Origin of the sequence: Bradyrhizobium sp. 63_E2_N1_3 (genome assembly GCF_052076005.1) — a bacterium.
Classification (GTDB): domain Bacteria; phylum Pseudomonadota; class Alphaproteobacteria; order Rhizobiales; family Xanthobacteraceae; genus Bradyrhizobium; species Bradyrhizobium barranii.
Genome location: NZ_CP197235.1, coordinates 8,250,001 through 8,268,079, shown reverse-complemented (window position 1 = coordinate 8,268,079; position 18,079 = coordinate 8,250,001). Strand labels below are relative to the sequence as shown.

At 63.6% G+C, this 18,079-nt stretch carries 12 protein-coding genes, 2 tRNA genes, 1 rRNA gene, 1 pseudogene and 1 riboswitch; of the genes and pseudogenes, 8 read left to right on the top strand and 8 right to left on the bottom strand.

Translation table 11 applies throughout. The features are described 5' to 3' along the window. Positions 1 to 29 precede the first annotated feature (29 nt). Positions 30 to 1,214, top strand: a complete 1,185-nt coding sequence (locus AB7531_RS39280) for a DUF2125 domain-containing protein (RefSeq protein ID WP_063985778.1) — start codon at positions 30 to 32, stop codon at positions 1,212 to 1,214. Positions 1,215 to 1,319: 105 nt separating this feature from the next. On the opposite strand, the gene AB7531_RS39275 is transcribed toward AB7531_RS39280, so the two are convergent. Genes AB7531_RS39275 through AB7531_RS39265 form a run of 3 tightly spaced genes read right to left on the bottom strand, consistent with a single transcriptional unit; the run spans position 1,320 to position 4,234 of the window. Then, positions 1,320 to 2,258 (bottom strand): prephenate/arogenate dehydrogenase family protein, encoded by a 939-nt coding sequence (locus tag AB7531_RS39275; RefSeq protein WP_014491665.1) that lies wholly within the window; start codon positions 2,256 to 2,258, stop codon positions 1,320 to 1,322. Further along, positions 2,255 to 3,349 (bottom strand): pyridoxal phosphate-dependent aminotransferase, encoded by a 1,095-nt coding sequence (locus AB7531_RS39270; protein ID WP_441280261.1) that lies wholly within the window; start codon positions 3,347 to 3,349, stop codon positions 2,255 to 2,257. The genes AB7531_RS39275 and AB7531_RS39270 overlap by 4 nt, the downstream gene beginning before the upstream one ends. Before the next feature lie 36 nt (positions 3,350 to 3,385). Continuing rightward, positions 3,386 to 4,234: a chorismate mutase gene (locus AB7531_RS39265; protein ID WP_063985777.1), complete on the bottom strand. Its 849-nt coding sequence runs from the start codon at positions 4,232 to 4,234 to the stop codon at positions 3,386 to 3,388. A 217-nt stretch (positions 4,235 to 4,451) separates the two neighbouring features. Continuing rightward, a riboswitch (SAM riboswitch) is annotated at positions 4,452 to 4,531 on the top strand. Between the two features lie 85 nt (positions 4,532 to 4,616). On the opposite strand from AB7531_RS39265, the gene metX reads away from it, so the two are divergent. Both metX and metW read left to right on the top strand, forming a co-directional pair. Further along, positions 4,617 to 5,819: a homoserine O-acetyltransferase MetX gene (metX, locus tag AB7531_RS39260; protein WP_063986729.1), complete on the top strand. Its 1,203-nt coding sequence runs from the start codon at positions 4,617 to 4,619 to the stop codon at positions 5,817 to 5,819. A gap of 15 nt (positions 5,820 to 5,834) precedes the next feature. Next, positions 5,835 to 6,497, top strand: coding sequence for a methionine biosynthesis protein MetW (metW, locus tag AB7531_RS39255; RefSeq protein WP_063985776.1), 663 nt, complete (start codon positions 5,835 to 5,837; stop codon positions 6,495 to 6,497). A 59-nt stretch (positions 6,498 to 6,556) separates the two neighbouring features. Here metW and AB7531_RS39250 read toward each other — a convergent pair whose 3' ends face one another. Next, the gene (locus AB7531_RS39250) at positions 6,557 to 7,420 is read right to left on the bottom strand and encodes an alpha/beta fold hydrolase (RefSeq protein WP_063985775.1); all 864 of its coding nucleotides are present in this window, start codon (positions 7,418 to 7,420) and stop codon (positions 6,557 to 6,559) included. Positions 7,421 to 7,635: 215 nt separating this feature from the next. Between AB7531_RS39250 and AB7531_RS39245 the strand changes: the two genes are divergently transcribed. Next, on the top strand, positions 7,636 to 8,322 hold the full coding sequence (locus AB7531_RS39245; protein WP_063985774.1) for an NlpC/P60 family protein: 687 nt from the start codon (positions 7,636 to 7,638) through the stop codon (positions 8,320 to 8,322). A gap of 125 nt (positions 8,323 to 8,447) precedes the next feature. On the opposite strand, the gene AB7531_RS39240 is transcribed toward AB7531_RS39245, so the two are convergent. Further along, positions 8,448 to 9,236, bottom strand: a complete 789-nt coding sequence (locus AB7531_RS39240) for an MOSC domain-containing protein (protein ID WP_063985773.1) — start codon at positions 9,234 to 9,236, stop codon at positions 8,448 to 8,450. Between the two features lie 241 nt (positions 9,237 to 9,477). Here AB7531_RS39240 and clpB point away from each other — a divergent pair, with 241 nt between their 5' ends. Next, positions 9,478 to 12,117: an ATP-dependent chaperone ClpB gene (gene clpB, locus AB7531_RS39235; RefSeq protein WP_063985772.1), complete on the top strand. Its 2,640-nt coding sequence runs from the start codon at positions 9,478 to 9,480 to the stop codon at positions 12,115 to 12,117. 79 nt (positions 12,118 to 12,196) lie between these two features. Here clpB and AB7531_RS39230 read toward each other — a convergent pair whose 3' ends face one another. From AB7531_RS39230 to AB7531_RS39220, 3 genes and pseudogenes are all read right to left on the bottom strand, one after another. Then, on the bottom strand, positions 12,197 to 12,463 hold the full coding sequence (locus AB7531_RS39230; RefSeq protein WP_063985771.1) for a hypothetical protein: 267 nt from the start codon (positions 12,461 to 12,463) through the stop codon (positions 12,197 to 12,199). An 83-nt stretch (positions 12,464 to 12,546) separates the two neighbouring features. Next, positions 12,547 to 12,801 (bottom strand): annotated as a pseudogene (locus AB7531_RS39225) (hypothetical protein); the annotation flags it as partial. A gap of 110 nt (positions 12,802 to 12,911) precedes the next feature. Further along, positions 12,912 to 14,975 carry a M23 family metallopeptidase gene (locus AB7531_RS39220; protein WP_063985769.1) on the bottom strand — a complete coding sequence of 688 codons (2,064 nt, stop codon included), beginning with the start codon at positions 14,973 to 14,975 and terminating at the stop codon, positions 12,912 to 12,914. Positions 14,976 to 16,052: 1,077 nt separating this feature from the next. On the opposite strand from AB7531_RS39220, the gene AB7531_RS39215 reads away from it, so the two are divergent. The 3 genes from AB7531_RS39215 (at position 16,053) to AB7531_RS39205 (ending at position 17,915) form a co-directional block, all read left to right on the top strand. After that, a 16S ribosomal RNA gene (locus AB7531_RS39215) occupies positions 16,053 to 17,541 on the top strand. Between the two features lie 188 nt (positions 17,542 to 17,729). Beyond that, positions 17,730 to 17,806 (top strand) — tRNA-Ile (locus tag AB7531_RS39210). A 33-nt stretch (positions 17,807 to 17,839) separates the two neighbouring features. Beyond that, positions 17,840 to 17,915, top strand: a tRNA-Ala gene (locus AB7531_RS39205). The last annotated feature ends 164 nt before the right edge of the window (positions 17,916 to 18,079 follow it).

Here is an 18,079-nt window from a genome sequence, read left to right as displayed (position 1 = left end):
GACAAAATCTGGGGTCAAAGGGTCGCCGCATGTCAGATATGACCGTTGCCACAGGCCGCCGCCCCCGCTGGGGCCTTTTCATCGCCCCCATTATCCTCCTGATCCTCGCCGTCGCGTGGAGCTGTTTCTGGTTCTATGCGGCCTCGCAGGCCGAAATCGCCGCAGACGCCTGGCGGGCGCAGGAGGCCAAGTCCGGCCGCATCTACGATTGCGCCAAGCGCTCGATCGCCGGCTTCCCGTTCCGCTTCGAGGTCCAGTGCTCCGGCGCCAGCGTCGCCCTGGTGTCGCAGAACGCCAGCAAGACGCCGTTCACGGCGAAGCTCGACAACATCCTGGTCGTCGCCCAAGTCTACGATCCCAAGCGCGTCATCGCCGAATTCTCCGCGCCGGCGACGCTCACCGACGGCGTCACGCAAAACACCTTCGTGGTGAATTGGAGCAAGGGCCGCAGCAGCGTGTTCGGCCTGCCGGCGGTGCCGGATCGCGCCTCCATCGTGTTCGACGATCCCGTCATCAATCGTCTCGACGGCAGCGTGCAGGTGCCGCTCGCGCGCGCCAAGCAGGTCGAGCTGCACGGTCGCCTCGCAGACGGGTCGCGGTCGGATCATCCTGTGATCGAGACCGTGCTGCACGTCGCGCAGGGCAGCATCCAGGGCGTTCATCCCTTGCTCGCCGAGCCGTTCGAGGCGGACACGCGTGCGAAGATCACGGGCCTCTCCGACCTCACCCCAAAGCCGTGGCCGCAACGCTTCCGCGAGATCCAGGCCGCCGGCGGTCACATCGAGATCGTGCAGTCGCGCGTCCAGCAGGGCGAGATGATCGCGGTTGCGGCCGGCACGCTCGGCCTCTCGGCCAATGGCCGACTCGACGGCGAATTGCAGATGACCGTGACCGGCCTCGAGCGCGTGATCCCGGCGCTCGGCATCGACAAGATGCTGGAGGAGGGGGTGCCGCAGGCAACCCTCGACCGCGTTGCGCCGGGCGTGAAGTCGCAGGACCTCAACAATCTGTTCGGCGCCCTCGACCGCGCCGTTCCCGGCCTCGGCAAGGTCATCAAGCAGAACGCCAATGCCGGCGTTGCGGCCGGCATCAATTCGATCGGCACCGAGAGCACGCTCGAAGGCAAGAAGGCCCGCAGCTTCCCGCTGAAGTTCGTCGACGGCGCCGTGCTGCTCGGCCCGGTCAAGGTCGGGCAGATTCCACCGCTTTATTAGGTGTCTCCCGTAGCCCGGATGGAGCGAAGCGCAATCCGGGGCAGGTCGCGCCGCGCTGAAAGAGATCCCGGATTACGCTTGCGCTCCATCCGGGCTACTTGAACGTTACGGCTTCTTGCCGAGCTGCGCATGCGGCCGGCCGAAATCCGGCGCTGCCGAATCCTGGCCGATCTCGACGATGCCGCGGCGGATGGCGCGGGTGCGGGTGAAGTGGTCGAACAGCGCCTCGCCGTCGCCGCGGCGGATCGCGCGGGTAAGCTTGGCGAGATCCTCGGTGAAGGTGCCGAGCATCTCCAGCACGGCCTCCTTGTTGGCGAGGAAGACGTCGCGCCACATCGTCGGGTCGGACGCGGCGATGCGGGTGAAATCGCGGAAGCCGCCGGCCGAGAACTTAATCACCTCGGACTCCGTCACCTGCGCCAGCTCGTCGGCGGTGCCGACGATGGTGTAGGCGATCAGATGCGGCAGATGGCTGGTGATCGCGAGCACGAGATCATGATGATCCGGCGTCATGATCTCGACCTTGGCGCCCATCGCCGCCCAGAACGCGCGCAGACGATCGGTGGCCGCCGCATCGACGCCTTCCGGCGGCGTCAGGATGCACCAGCGGTTGATGAAGAGCTCGGCGAAACCGGAATCGGGACCCGAATGCTCGGTGCCCGCGACGGGATGCGCCGGCACGAAATGAATGGTCTTCGGCAGATGCGGCGCCATGTCCCTGACGATCGCGCCCTTGACCGAGCCGACGTCGGAGACGATCGCGCCCGGCTTGAGATGCGCCGCGATCTCCTGCGCCACCGGCCCGCAGGCACCGACGGGAATGCAGAGGATGACGAGATCGGCATCCTTCACCGCTTCCGCATTGGTCGCCACGACCTGGTCGACGATGCCGAGCTCCAGCACCCGCGCGCGCGTCTTCTCCGAGCGCGCGGTGGTGACGATCTCGGAGGCCAAGCCCTGGAGCTTCGCAGCGCGCGCGATCGAGCCGCCGATCAGGCCGAAGCCGATCAGCGCAACGCGCTGGAAGTGCGGTGTGGTGCTCATTTGCCGGCCATGAAGTCGCGCAGGCCCTCGACGACGAGGCGGTTGGCCTCCTCGGTGCCGATGGTCATGCGCAGCGAATTCGGCAGGCGGTAATTCTTCAGCGCGCGCAACACCAGCCCGCGCTTGGTAAGATATGCGTCGGCCTCGTCCGCGGTCTTGCCATTTTCCGGGAAGTGGATCAGTACGAAATTGGCGACGCCCGGCGTCACCTTCAGTCCGAGCTTGCCGATCTCCTCGGAGAGCCAGTTGCGCCAGGTCTCGGTGAACTGCTTCGACATCGCCTGGTGCGCAGTGTCCTCGATCGCCGCGACCGCGGCATACATCGCCGGCGTCGACACGTTGAAGGGACCGCGGATGCGGTTGACCGCGTCGATGATGTGCTCCGGACCGAACATCCAGCCGACGCGCAGCGCGGCGAGGCCGTGGATCTTGGAGAAGGTGTGCGTCACCACGGTGTTCTCGGTGGTGGCGACGAGCTCGATCCCCATCTCGTAGTCGTTGCGCGAGACGTAATCGGAATAGGCGGCATCGAGCACCAGCAGCACGTGCGACGGCAGGCCGGCGCGCAGCCGCTTGACCTCGTCGAACGGCACATAGGTGCCGGTCGGATTGTTGGGATTGGCGAGCCAGACCAGCTTTGTCTTCGGCGTCACCGCCTTGAGGATGGCGTCGACATTGCAGGTGAGGTTGGTCTCCTGCGCGACCACGTTCTTGGCGCCGACCGCCATAGTCGCGATCGGGTAGACCAGGAAGCCGTGCGTGGTCGAGATCGCCTCGTCGCCGTGGCTGAGATAGGTGTGGGCGAGCAGATTGAGGATCTCGTCCGAGCCGGCGCCGCAGATGATGCGGTTGGGGTCGAGCCCGAAAGAGCGCCCGATCGCTTCGCGCAGCACGCGCGAGGTTCCTTCCGGATAGTCTTCCAGATGCGCCGCCACGTTCCTGAACGCCTCGATCGCCTTGGGCGAGGGCCCGAACGGCGTCTCGTTGGCCGAGAGCTTGAACACCTTGCGGCCCGGCTCAGCCACCGGGCTCTTGCCGGGCGTGTAGGGCGCAATATCGAGAATGCCGGGATTCGGCACGGGGCGGGACATCTTCAACTCCGGAAGTAGCTTTAGGCGGTTCGCGATCTACGATTTCGACCCGGTCGAGGGCACCGTATAGCGCGTTGCGTGGCTGCCGACGAGGGCCGTGGAGCGCACCGAGGCCCCCGCTTCGATCAGGGCAGCCTTGATCTTGTCGATGCTGGTCGCGCTCGTGACCGAGACCAGCAGCGCTGCGCCGTCGAAGGCGGTATCGGGCACTGCCACGATCTCGGCGAGCGGCGACAGGGCGCGCGCGACCTCGGCGTTCCACCCGGACACGCGCACGCTGAAGGTCTCGACCTCCGTCACCACGGCGCTGTCGGCGACGCGGGAGATCGCGAACACCGGCAGCGCGGCCGGATGGTCGGCGCGCTCGACGAAGGGCATCCGCGCGATAATCTTCGGCGCGCCGTCTGCTTCCAGCTCCAGCCACCATGGCGTGCGGCTCGAGGTCGCCGAGACCAGCGCCAGGTCGCCTTTGGACTTCGCCACCGCTTCGACCGCGGCCTGCGCGCTGAAATGCGCGACGTAAGGTACCGTGAAGCCGAAATGGAAGCGCACGGAATCGCGCATCGCCGGCTCGCTCACCGAGATGTCGGCATGCACGGAGAACGGCGCTTGGACGTAAGTGAACGTCGAGATGATGACGCGCCAGATGCTCTCGACCGTGTCGAGCGGCAGGATGCCGCGATGACGCTGGACGATGTCACGCATCATGGCGGCCTCGCGCGCCGGGCGGAACGCCGAGCCGACCTCCTGGGTCTGCTTCACCTGGATCAGGCGGTCGATGATGTCGCCGCGCTGCATCAGGAGACGATGCATGCCCTCGTCGATCGCGTCGATCTCCTTGCGCAATTCCTGGAGCGATGGTGGCGCGGGCGGACGTTGGGACATATCTGCGAGATGCTGGTGAGAGGCGTTCCAATGCGGGTCGGCCAAGGCCCATCGGCAAGGCCGGATCCGCTGCGATCGACGTCCTGATTAGGCAGTCGGCGCGGCGAAAGCAAAGAGAAATGCAAAGGGAAACCGGGCCTTTTCGGCCGGCCTTTCAGGGATGAATTTGGCTAATCCGGACCGTGACTTGACGAAAACCGCCCAAGACAGTAGCTTTTGCCCGTTCCGTGGTCATTTGAGCCGGCCGGCTTGCAGCCACGTTAAAAAACTCGCTAAACAGGCCGGGGACGCTTCCGATCCCGGCCGAACCTATCGTTCAGGCCGGGTTTTTCATGGCCTGATTCCAGCGGCAGCCTGACGGGTGCCGCAAACGAGGTCGATGATGGTTGGCGTGAAGCCCGTGCCGAGTCCCGCGATCAGTGCCGACGACCGGTCGCATGAGGCGGATCATCCGAATTCGCAGGTCGCGCAGTTCGGCGCCGAGCAACCGCTGCGGCTCGATTGCGGCATCGATCTCACCCCGTTCCAGATCGCCTACCAGACCTATGGCGAGCTCAACGCCGATCGCTCCAACGCGGTGCTGATCTGCCATGCGCTGACGGGAGATCAGCATGTCGCCAACGTGCATCCCGTCACCGGCAAGTCGGGCTGGTGGGAGACGCTGGTCGGTCCCGGCCGACCTCTTGATCCTCAGCACTACTTCATCATTTGCGCCAACGTGATCGGCGGCTGCATGGGCTCGACCGGGCCGGCCTCGATCAATCCCGCCACCGGCAAGGTGTGGGGCCTGGATTTCCCTGTCATCACCATTCCCGACATGGTGCGCGCGCAGGCGATGCTGATCGACCGGCTCGGCATCGACACGTTGTTCGCGGTGGTCGGCGGCTCGATGGGCGGCATGCAGGTGCTGCAATGGACCGCGGCCTATCCCAAGCGCGTGTACTCCGCGCTGGCGATTGCCTGCGCGACGCGGCACTCGGCGCAGAACATCGCTTTCCACGAGCTCGGTCGCCAGGCGGTGATGGCCGATCCCGACTGGCACAACGGCCGCTACACGGATCAGGGCATCCATCCGCATCGCGGACTTGCGGTGGCACGGATGGCCGCGCACATCACCTATCTCTCCGACGCCGCGCTGCATCGCAAGTTCGGCCGCCGCATGCAGGACCGCGAGCTGCCGACCTTCTCGTTCGACGCCGATTTCCAGGTCGAGAGCTATCTGCGCTACCAGGGCTCGTCCTTCGTCGAGCGGTTCGACGCCAACTCCTATCTCTATCTGACCCGTGCGATGGATTATTTCGACATCGCCGGCGACCACGGCGGCGTGCTGGCGAAAGCGTTCGCGGGCATCGAGACGCGCTTCTGCGTGGTCTCCTTCACCAGCGACTGGCTGTTCCCGACTTCGGAATCGCGCGCGCTGGTGCATGCACTGAACGCGTCGAGCGCGCGGGTGTCGTTCGCCGAGATCGAGACCGATCGCGGCCATGACGCCTTCCTGCTCGACGTGCCCGAATTCTTCGATATCGCCCGTGCCTTTCTGCAATCGGCAGGGAAGGCGCGCGGGCTCACCGCCAGGATTGACTGACAAGGACGGCTAGCGATGTCTGTGCAGGAAGTGCTGCCGCTGGGCGGCGTTGCGACGGAGCAGTCCGGCCAGTTTCGCGCCGATCATCTGCTGGTCGCCGAGATGGTCAAGCCCGGCTCGAAAGTGCTCGACGTCGGCTGCGGCGAGGGCGATTTGCTCCAGCTTCTGGAGACCCGCGGCATCGACGGGCGCGGCATCGAGCTGTCGCGCGAGGGCGTCAATCGCTGCGTCGCCAAGGGCCTCGCGGTGGTGCAGGGCGATGCCGACACCGATCTCGTCAACTATCCCGACGACGCCTTCGATTACGTCATCCTGTCGCAGACGCTGCAGGCGACGCGGCAGCCGCGGGTCGTGCTGGAGAATCTGCTGCGCATCGGCCGCCGCGCCATCGTGTCGTTCCCGAATTTCGGCTTCTGGAAGATGCGACTCCAGCTCCTGGTCGGCGGCCACATGCCGCGCACCGAGAATCTGCCGGCGACCTGGTACGACACCGCCAACATCCATTTCTGCACCATCAAGGATTTCGTCGAGCTCTGCGACGCGATCCACGTCAAGATGGAGCGCGCCGAGGCGCTGGATCTCTACGGCCGTCCGTTGCGGCTGCGATTGCCGTGGTGGGTGTGGAACATGTTCGGCGAGCAGGGCGTGTTCTTGCTCACGCGCGGGCAGGGGAAGTAGTTTCCGTCATTCCGGGCCTGTGCCTGTCGGCGCATCCCGGAATGACAGCGACTGGCAGTCTAATGCGCCGCCAGCGACCGCGGATCGCGCACCGGCCAGCGCCCGGCTTCCACCAGCGTCACGAACCGCTCCACGCTCTCGTTGAACAGCGCGGGTTCTTCGAGATTGAGCACGTGGCCTGATTTCGGAAACATCGCGAGGCCCGCCGCGGGCAGGTGCTTCTTCAAGAACAGGCTTGCCTCGACGCAGGGATCGTCTTCGTCGCCGCAGATGATCAGCGCGGGCGTTGCCACACCTCGAATGGCATCCGGCATCGTGTAAATCGATGGCCTGCCGCCCTGGAAGCCGCGCATCGTGTTCGCGGAGCCCTTGGCATCGTGGCGCGCCAGCGCGGCGTAGAAATCGGCGTGGCCGCGCGGGTCCTTCACCAGGAACGGAATCCGGCTCGGCGCCTCGCGCGTGACCTTTGCGACCTCGGCGGAGCCGAGCGTCTCGAACTGCTCGGCATTGGCGCGGCACTGCTTGCGCCAGTTGTCGAGATTCTCGATCTCCGATCCTGAGCCCACGCCGGCCAGCGTCATCGACAGCGCGCGCTGCGGCGAGTTCAACCCGATCTGGAGTGACGAATAGGCGCCCATCGACAGGCCGACGAGATGCGCGCGCTCGATCTTGAGATGATCGAGCACCGCGAGCGCGTCGGTGTAGAAATGCTTGTAGGTGTAGACCTCGCCATCAGGTACGTCCGACGGCGTGTAGCCGCGCGCGGAATAGGTGATGCAGCGATGGCCGCGCGAGAAGTAGCGCATCTGCGGCTCCCAATTGGTGTAGTCGGCCGCGAACTCATGCAGAAAAATAATCGGCGTTCCCTGACCCGCTTCTTCGAAATAGATGCGGACGTCGTCCCTGGTCGTGGCGTGGGGCATTAACTGTTTCCCTCTCTTCAAGCCGCCTTTGGAGAATTGCAGTTAACGTTGTTGTCCGCAATGCGGCAGCCTCAAGCCAGCACCGGCACAAAATCATCGCAGCTATTCGCGGGCGTGGCGTCTTTTTCTCGCCACATCCGGCGGCTTAACGGCCAGACGGATGCCGGCCATCGCACGGGCCGATTGGGGAAGTGGGGTGTCAAGAAGGATGAAGTATGTTGGAGTTGTTTGCGTCTCGCCTGTCGCGTTGTGTTGTCGCGCTGGCGATTTTCTTCGCGGCGGTTGCCGCGTTCGTTTCTCCGGCCTCAGCGCGGCCGCATCATCGTCATAGCGCAGAGCGGCACGCTTACGTGCACCACGCCAGACATCATCATTACCGTCATTATCGCCACCATGCCCGCAGCTCGCGCTTCGAGCGCGGCGCGGCGCAGTTGCAGGCGAGCGGCTTCGCCGACACCCAGGCGAGCTACAATCCGAACGCCAATGTCGGCGGCATGGCCAACAACGGAATGACCAATCCTGGAATGGCCAATAGCGGTGGCGGCTTCGGCGGCGGATCGGGCCTCGTGTCCGAGGCGCGCCGTTATATCGGCGGCAATCCGACCGGGCGCGGCAGCCTGTGGTGCGCGCGCTTCATGAACATGGTGCTGCAGCATACCGGCCATCAGGGCACCGGCTCCGACATGGCGAGCTCGTTCGCGCGCTACGGCACGCGCGTCTCCGGTCCGCAGGTCGGCGCCATCGCGGTCATGTCGCGCGGTCGCCGGGGCGGCCATGTCGGCATCATCACCGGCGTGGACGCGCAGGGCAATCCGATCATGATCTCCGGCAACAACGGCAATCGTGTTCGCGAGGCGCCGGTCTCTCGCGGCCGGATCTATGCGTATGTGATGCCGAACTGACGACGGAGCCGTAGGGTGGGCAAAGGCGCGCAAGCGCCGTGCCCACCGGCGGTGCAGCGGAGTTCGATGGACCGGAGTGGTGGGCACGCTTTCGCTTTGCCCACCCTACGGCAGCGTCGGACGGCTCACACCAGCTTCGGCGCTTCCACCGCGATCGCGTCACCGACGCCGATCTCGCCGTCGGCGATGACCTCGGCATAGATGCCGCAATCCATGTGGCCGAGATTGCGCGAGAGCGTCGGCGGTATCTCGAGATCGCGCTGCGCGGTCTTGGGATCGACGTTGACCGCCGGGCAGCGGACGATGCGCTTGACCACCTTGAGCCGGGCCTCGCCGATCGCCAGTGTCTCGCCGACGAGGTCGAGCTCGGACCAGGCCGGCCAGCCCTTCACGTAGAGATTGGCGCGGAAGCGCAGTGGATTGACTGCGGCGCCGCCGAGCATGGTCTCGATCGCCCGGACGCTGTCGAGATTGATGATCGATACGACCTTGCGGGCGACGTCGGAAAAGCTGTGGTCGCGGCCGGACAGAACTTTTGGCGGGCCCTTCAGCTCCGGCTGAAAATTCTCCGTGAAATAATCCTCGATGGCGGCGCGCCCGGCAGTGGTCTCGATGTCCCCGCTGGCGACGATCTGGCCGTCCTTGCGGATGGTCAGGCGGTTGGTCGCGTCCTCGAACCGGCTGTCGAGGGACGCCAGCCGCTCATTACGCGCCAGCATCAGGAACTGGATTTTCGGCTTCCAGGCCGGCGCCTCCGGATCGAAGCCGCTGGGTCCGTTCTCGATGGCGTAGCGGCGGTCGGCGGGCAGGGTCTGGCCGATCCGCAAGGGGACCCGGGGCAGGGATTCCGGCGTCAGGCCCTTGATCGGGTAACGGTAAAGGCCTGTGATTTCGGCAGTCTGGCTGGCTGTCATGTCGCTACTTAAGGGATTCGACCTGCTGGCGCCAAGCAGGCGGACCCGTGCACGAAATTGTGAACGCGCCTCTTCCGATCCGAGGCCAAGCTTCCCACATCTGGGTCAGGCCGGCGCCAGCGCCGGCTGCTAACGACCGCTGCCGGTTGAGGAACGTCAACGCGTCCAGCGGAAACCCAATGAAGATGCCGTTTGGAGTGCCTTAGAGGGCTCCAGGGGCAGGCCGAGGGAAAGAAAAGACATGAACATCGACAAATATACCGAACGCTCCAGGGGCTTCGTTCAGTCCGCGCAATCGCTTGCGGTGCGCGAGGGGCATCAGCAGTTTTCGACGCTGCATGTCCTGAAAGTTCTGCTGGACGACAATGAGGGCCTCGCTGCTGGTCTGATCGACCGCGCCGGCGGCAATTCCCGCGCCATCCTGAAGGCGACCGAGGATGCCCTCAACAAGGTGCCGAAGGTCTCCGGCGGCGGCGCCGGCCAGATCTATCTGGCGCCCGAGCTCGCCCGCACTTTCGACGCCGCCGAAAAGGCCGGCGAGAAGGCTGGCGACAGTTTTGTCACCGTCGAGCGGCTGCTGCTCGGCCTCGCGCTGGAAAAGACCAGCGAGGCCGGCGCGATCCTGGCCAAGGGCGGCGTCACCCCGCAAAACCTCAATGCCGCGATCGAGGCGCTGCGCAAGGGCCGCACGGCGGACTCCGCGACCGCCGAGAATGCCTATGACGCGTTGAAGAAATATGCCCGCGACCTGACCCAGGCTGCGCGCGACGGCAAGCTCGATCCGGTCATCGGCCGCGATGAGGAGATCCGCCGCACCATCCAGGTGCTCTCGCGCCGGACCAAGAACAATCCCGTCCTGATCGGTGAGCCCGGCGTCGGCAAGACCGCCATCGCCGAGGGCCTCGCGCTGCGCATCGTCAACGGCGACGTGCCCGAGACCCTCCAGGACAAGAAGCTGCTCTCGCTTGATCTCGGCGCGCTGATTGCGGGTGCGAAATATCGCGGCGAGTTCGAGGAGCGGCTGAAGGCCGTGCTCCAGGAAGTCACCGCGAGCGAGGGCAATTTCATCCTGTTCATCGACGAGATGCATACGCTGATCGGCGCCGGCAAGGGCGACGGCGCGATGGACGCGTCCAACCTGCTCAAGCCCGCGCTCGCGCGCGGCGAGCTGCACTGCATCGGCGCCACCACGCTCGACGAGTACCGGAAGCACGTCGAGAAAGATGCGGCACTGGCGCGGCGCTTCCAGCCCATCTTCGTGAGCGAGCCCTCCGTCGAGGACACGATCTCGATCCTCCGTGGGTTGAAAGACAAGTACGAGCAGCATCACGGCGTGCGGATCACCGATTCCGCGCTCGTGGCGGCGACGACGCTGTCCAACCGCTACATCACCGACCGCTTCCTGCCGGACAAGGCGATCGATCTCATGGACGAGGCCGCTGCGCGGCTGAAGATGCAGGTCGATTCCAAGCCGGAAGAGCTGGATTCGCTCGACCGCGAGATCATCCGGCTCAAGATCGAGCAGGAAGCTCTCAAGAAGGAGAGCGATCTCGGCTCCAAGACCCGTCTCGAGGGGCTTCAGAAGGAGCTCATCGAACTCGAAGAGAAATCCGCGGCCCTGACGTCGCGCTGGAGCGCAGAGAAGAACAAGCTCTCCAACGCCCAGAAGCTGAAGTCAGAGCTGGACGCGCTGCGCGTCGATCTCGCCGACGCACAGCGGCGCGGCGAATTCCAGAAAGCCGGCGAGCTGGCCTATGGCCGGATCCCGCAGCTTGAGAAGCAGCTCGCCGATATCGAGGCGCGTGAAGGCTCTGGCGATATGATGGAGGAGGCGGTCACCGCCAACCACATCGCGCAGGTGGTCTCGCGCTGGACCGGCGTGCCCGTCGACAAGATGCTGGAAGGCGAGAAGGAGAAGCTCCTGAAGATGGAGGAGCAGCTCGGACAGCGCGTCGTCGGCCAGGCCGAGGCCGTGCGTGCGGTCGCAACCGCCGTGCGCCGTTCGCGCGCAGGCCTGCAGGATCCGAACCGGCCGACCGGCTCGTTCATGTTCCTGGGGCCCACCGGCGTCGGCAAGACCGAGCTGACCAAGGCGCTGGCGGAGTACCTGTTCAACGACGAGACCGCGATGGTCCGCCTCGATATGTCCGAGTACATGGAGAAGCACTCGGTCTCGCGGCTGATCGGTGCGCCTCCCGGCTATGTCGGCTATGACGAGGGCGGCGCGCTCACCGAAGCGGTGCGGCGCCGGCCCTATCAGGTGGTGCTGTTCGACGAGATCGAGAAGGCGCATCCTGACGTCTTCAACGTCCTGTTGCAGGTGCTCGACGACGGCCGCCTGACCGATGGCCAGGGTCGCACCGTCGATTTCCGCAACACGCTGATCATCATGACCTCGAACCTCGGTTCGGAGTATTTGGTGAATCAACCGGAGGGCGAAGACACCTCAGCGGTGCGTGAACAGGTGATGGGAATGGTGCGTGGGCATTTCCGGCCCGAGTTCCTGAACCGTGTCGACGAGATCATCCTGTTCCACCGCCTGCAGAGGAGCGAGATGGGCCGGATCGTCGAGATCCAGTTCGCCCGGCTGCAGAAGCTGTTGACCGATCGCAAGATCGTGCTGACGCTCGATGCCGCGGGCCGCGACTGGCTTGCTGCGAAAGGCTGGGATCCCGCCTACGGCGCAAGGCCGCTGAAGCGCGTGGTCCAGCGCTACCTCCAGGATCCGCTTGCCGAGATGATCCTGGCTGGAGACGTCAAGGACGGGGACAACGTTGCGATCTCGTCCGAAGGCAACGTCCTGACCTTCAACGGCAAGGCGCCGCAGACCGCGGAAATCACCCAGTTCGACGCGCCGGTGTCGAAGCGGAAGCTGAACTGATCGTCGCGCTCACTGCAAAACGAAAAATCGCCCCGGAGAGGCCAACTCTCCGGGGCGAATTGCTTTGACGAGGTTCGCTCTAGCTGACTGCGGATGTTGAGCCGGGTTCGGCTGGACCTTGCTCGTCGCTGTCCTCTTCGAGCTCCGACAGGATGTCGACAAGCTCGCGCACGCGTCCGTGCGCCAGCGGGCGCAAATCATTGATCATCGGCTCGTCATTGGCGAGCCAGGCCTGGGCTTCGGCGAGTTCCTCGACCGTCGCGCCGGTTCCGATGATCTGGGCGATGGTGAATTCGTCGGCCCGATCCACTGTCTTGACGACATCGTCGCGTGAGAGGCGCCGCATGGGGATCCTCCTGTTGGTCGGCTTCCGTCAGCATTTAACCGGCAAACTCGCGTGCCGGTTCCACCGGGCTGGTTTCCTCCGCGCTACTTCCTGGTGACCTTGTAGATCGCGTTCTCGATATCAGAGGAGAAGTAGATGACGCCGGAGGCGCCGATGGCGACGCCGGTCGGGATGTTGCTGGGCAGGCTCCCGGGTGCGCCCATCAGCCCGATCGGAAGATTGCCAGCGATCTCGGTGACCTTGCCGCCGTCCGGCGCGATCTCGATCAGTCGCCTGGCGCCCACTTCCGCCACGATCAGTCTGCCGTCGCTCCCGCGCGCGATGCCTTGATGCCGCTTTGGCAAACAAAACTTGACGTTGTGGCGCAGTGAAACGACGTCGCTTGACGACGTCGCCTCCTGATCATGTTTTCCAGAGATGTCCGGTCGATTTCGGCCGGTCTAAAGGATCAGCGGTTGGTGACCTGCAACGGGCCGCCGGTTGCGTCCGAAATGCGGGCGATGGCGCCGTTGCGGCCGCTCATCATGGCGTCGAGCCGGTCGCGTTCCTTCTCGAAGCCCGCCAGCACCGTGCCTTCCAGCGAACGGCCGCGCGGCAATTTTACGCGCAGCGGATCGACGAAGCGGCCGTTGACCAGGATTTCGTAGTGGACGTGAGGGCCGGTCGACTGGCCGGTTGAACCGACGAAGCCGATCACCTGGCCCTGCCGCACCTTCTTGCCGATCTCCATGCCCTTGGCGAAAGCCGACATATGGCCGTAGGCGGTCTCGTAGCCGTTGGAGTGCTTGATGCGGATATATTTGCCGTAGCCGCCTTCGGGGCCGACCTTCTCGAGCACGCCGTTGCCGGAAGCAAAGATCGGAGTGCCGTAGGAGGTGGCCCAGTCGACGCCGGTGTGCATCTTCACATAGCCCAGGATCGGGTGGCGGCGGCCGCCGAAGCCGGAGCGCATGATCGCGTTGTTGACGGGCTTCCTGACCAGGAATTTTTTCGCGCTCTTGCCGGTCTCGTCATAGTAGTCGACGACGCCGTCGTCGGGGCTCTGGTAGCGGTAGTATTTCTTGGTCTCGCCGCCGACCGTGAGGGAGGCGAACAGCACGTCGTTCTTTTCGTTCGACGTCGTGCCCTCTTCTTCGCCGGCGTAGAACACGTCGAATGAATCGCCCGGCGCGACCTTGCGCTGGAAATCGACGTCGTAGGAGTAGATCTTGATCATGTCCTCGATGACCGGCATCGGGACTTTGTTGCGCATCGCGGTCTCGTAGATGCTCTGGTAGAGCCGCACGCCGGTGCCGTCATCGTCGTCATCGTCGTCGCTGTTGGCGTTGGCCGCGGCATCGGCGACGGTGTTCATGCTGGAGACGTCGACCGCGACGTATTTGCCGAGATCGGACAGCGCCGCGATCGCCTCGACCATGGTGTCGTTTGCAACCACGACGCGATAGGGTTGGAGGCGGGCGCCGGGGCTTGCGGGCGCCATCAGGATGCGGAGCTTTTCGCCTTCCTTCAGGCCGCCGTCGCGGCCGCGCGGGCCGAGCGTCGCGGTGATCGCCTTGATCTCCTCGGCCGTCGCGCCGAGATCGCGCAGGACGGAGCCGACGCTGTCGCCCTTCTTGACCACGTGGACGCGCTCGCCATTGGGATTGCCGCCGGTGATCTGCTCCTTGGTCTTCGGCAGCAGCGTGACGTTTTCCGGCACCACGCGCGTCTCGAAGCCGGCATAGGGATCGGACGCCGACGCTTCGGTGGCGTAGGCCATCTTCATGTCGGAGGGGCCGGTCGCGCCGGAGACGTCGGCGGTGGCATTGGCGAGCGAGGCGTAGCGCACCCCGCCATTGCCGCGCCAGTTGGCGGCGTCGCGCACCCGCATCAGGATGTCGTCGAGCGCCACCACGGCGGAAATCTTGGCCTTCGGCAGCACCGGCGACAGGTCCTTGGTGACGAAGGAGACTTCGGCATCGGGCTCGACGGCTTCGGGATTGTTCGGATCTTCCGCCGCGGTCTTCGGATCGGAGCCGACATCGGTGAGCAGGCGCTGGGCGTTGAACGGCGGGATTTTCGCCGACAGATCGCTCGTCGTCATCGACAGATTGCCGGCGATCCGGACGAACGGGCGCACCCGCATCACGTCGCGGTTGCCGACGCGGGCGACGGTGGAGACGCGGACGATGTTGCGCGAGGCCGTGGATTCGTTCGGCGGCGGCAGGCGGTCGCTCTTGTGCAGCGTGGCGGCGCGATCGGCCGCGCCGAATGCGCCGCGCAGCGCGCCTTCGACGCGCTCAGGCACCTTGGCGAAGGTCATCTCACCGTCGAGAGAAGCGAAAACGGCGCCGCCGATCAGGGCTGCGCCGCAGAGTCCGGTCAGAATTGTCCCGCTGAACCATTGCACGGAAACGCGTCGGCGATCGATGACGGCGGCCTCGGAACCATCGACGGACAGCGGCGGTTCGTGGCCGAGATCGATGATCCCGGTCTCACGCCCGTAAGCGCCGCGCGACGTCCTGTGGTTCAAACCAAGTCCCCCAATCAACGACCCAAGATGCCTGATTTCGAACCTCTCCTGGCCGCCCTCTTGAAGGGGGATCGCCGGAAAAGGCAAGCCGCACAGGCGCCCGCGCTCAGAAAGCCCTCGATGGGGCCGGCCGAAATTACGAACAGCTGGACGGGTAAAGGTCTCTCGATGTCTCTCGAATGTCGGAGGAAGGCTGCGTCATCTGCAAGATCGCCTTCCTCTGACCCAATGAAAATCGCCGGCAGCCCCCACTGGCATCCCGCGATTCAAGCTTGTCTGTACCAGAACGCCGCGGGATTGTGGCTCTAGTACGGCGCCTAATATGGAAAAGTTTCCTGAACGGCCGGGCGCAAGAAGCCCGTCTGGCAGGCGCCGGGGGACCAGGTCTGGCCTTGGCTGGAGCTCGGTCCGGCCTTGGATGGGGCTCGTCTGCCGTGAACGAGGGCTCGGTCCGGCCTGGATGGGCCTCCGCCTGCCAGGGCTTCCGGAGCCCGCCGGCGGGCAAATTTTTTTTGAGATCTTTTGCGGTGCAAATTCGATCCGGCCGTTAGCGGCCTTTCTAATTGGCTGGAATCGCTGGATTTTTTTCGATGATCCACCGTGCGACGATTTGTTGACAATGGGCGTTGACAATCCCGGGCGGGGGGGCCTATAACCCGACCACTGAGCGCGGCGCCGCCGGGTCACTGACCAAGGCGAGCGAACGCGCCACTGATGCTCCTCACCTTGTTGAGTGACACAACAGTCGACGTAAGTCGATTGGAGTTCATTCATCGTCGGTGAGGGTGTCGGGAACCCTTCCACTCTGGAAGGTAGGGGCCACCTGGTCCCGGGCTGTTTGACAAGTGAAGATGAAGAAAGAGAAACGTGGACGGCGGAGTCCTTGCGCCTCTCGGACACTGAAGAGCTTCGGCTTTTGAGTTCTGAGAGGGGACGAAAGACTTCGGCGGTACACGTTTTAAAGGAAACACCATCGCTGCCAGCGATGTGAATCGCGGGCAGCTCGACGACTTCGGTTGTCGAAATAATGGTGGGACCTCGTCAAACGTTGTGATCAGCCGGTTCAAAGTTCAAGTCCAACTTGAGAGTTTGATCCTGGCTCAGAGCGAACGCTGGCGGCAGGCTTAACACATGCAAGTCGAGCGGGCGTAGCAATACGTCAGCGGCAGACGGGTGAGTAACGCGTGGGAACGTACCTTTTGGTTCGGAACAACACAGGGAAACTTGTGCTAATACCGGATAAGCCCTTACGGGGAAGGATTTATCGCCGAAAGATCGGCCCGCGTCTGATTAGCTAGTTGGTGAGGTAATGGCTCACCAAGGCGACGATCAGTAGCTGGTCTGAGAGGATGATCAGCCACATTGGGACTGAGACACGGCCCAAACTCCTACGGGAGGCAGCAGTGGGGAATATTGGACAATGGGGGCAACCCTGATCCAGCCATGCCGCGTGAGTGATGAAGGCCCTAGGGTTGTAAAGCTCTTTTGTGCGGGAAGATAATGACGGTACCGCAAGAATAAGCCCCGGCTAACTTCGTGCCAGCAGCCGCGGTAATACGAAGGGGGCTAGCGTTGCTCGGAATCACTGGGCGTAAAGGGTGCGTAGGCGGGTCTTTAAGTCAGGGGTGAAATCCTGGAGCTCAACTCCAGAACTGCCTTTGATACTGAAGATCTTGAGTTCGGGAGAGGTGAGTGGAACTGCGAGTGTAGAGGTGAAATTCGTAGATATTCGCAAGAACACCAGTGGCGAAGGCGGCTCACTGGCCCGATACTGACGCTGAGGCACGAAAGCGTGGGGAGCAAACAGGATTAGATACCCTGGTAGTCCACGCCGTAAACGATGAATGCCAGCCGTTAGTGGGTTTACTCACTAGTGGCGCAGCTAACGCTTTAAGCATTCCGCCTGGGGAGTACGGTCGCAAGATTAAAACTCAAAGGAATTGACGGGGGCCCGCACAAGCGGTGGAGCATGTGGTTTAATTCGACGCAACGCGCAGAACCTTACCAGCCCTTGACATGTCCAGGACCGGTCGCAGAGATGTGACCTTCTCTTCGGAGCCTGGAACACAGGTGCTGCATGGCTGTCGTCAGCTCGTGTCGTGAGATGTTGGGTTAAGTCCCGCAACGAGCGCAACCCCCGTCCTTAGTTGCTACCATTTAGTTGAGCACTCTAAGGAGACTGCCGGTGATAAGCCGCGAGGAAGGTGGGGATGACGTCAAGTCCTCATGGCCCTTACGGGCTGGGCTACACACGTGCTACAATGGCGGTGACAATGGGACGCTAAGGGGCAACCCTTCGCAAATCTCAAAAAGCCGTCTCAGTTCGGATTGGGCTCTGCAACTCGAGCCCATGAAGTTGGAATCGCTAGTAATCGTGGATCAGCACGCCACGGTGAATACGTTCCCGGGCCTTGTACACACCGCCCGTCACACCATGGGAGTTGGTTTTACCTGAAGACGGTGCGCTAACCCGCAAGGGAGGCAGCCGGCCACGGTAGGGTCAGCGACTGGGGTGAAGTCGTAACAAGGTAGCCGTAGGGGAACCTGCGGCTGGATCACCTCCTTTCTAAGGATGGTTCTTCAGAAGCTTGCTTCTATCGAACCGTTTTAGAAACATCAGTGGCCAACGATCGTCAGGATTGTTGAGCTGCATTGGCGGGATTTCGCCGTCTTCGTTTCTCTTTCTTCGCGGACGAACACGCGCTGGGGCTGCAAGCTTGCAGAATCCCTGGTCCTTGACTGGATATGCGTTAGGGGCTTGTAGCTCAGTTGGTTAGAGCGCGCGCTTGATAAGCGTGAGGTCGGAAGTTCAAGTCTTCCCAGGCCCACCACACTCATCGAGTGAGCATTCGTCTTCTGGTTACGGGGCCATAGCTCAGCTGGGAGAGCGCGTGCTTTGCAAGCATGAGGTCGTCGGTTCGATCCCGTCTGGCTCCACCAGATGGTTTGATCATCGACTGATCGTGCACCTAAATCGTCCGCGAAACATCACTTCGCACTTACTAGTCCGGATGGACAGTAAGCTGCGTGATTTCTGACATCGTAAAGAGGAGATCGATCCGAGTTGGATCGGGCAACAAGCAATTGTTGCGCGATACTTCATT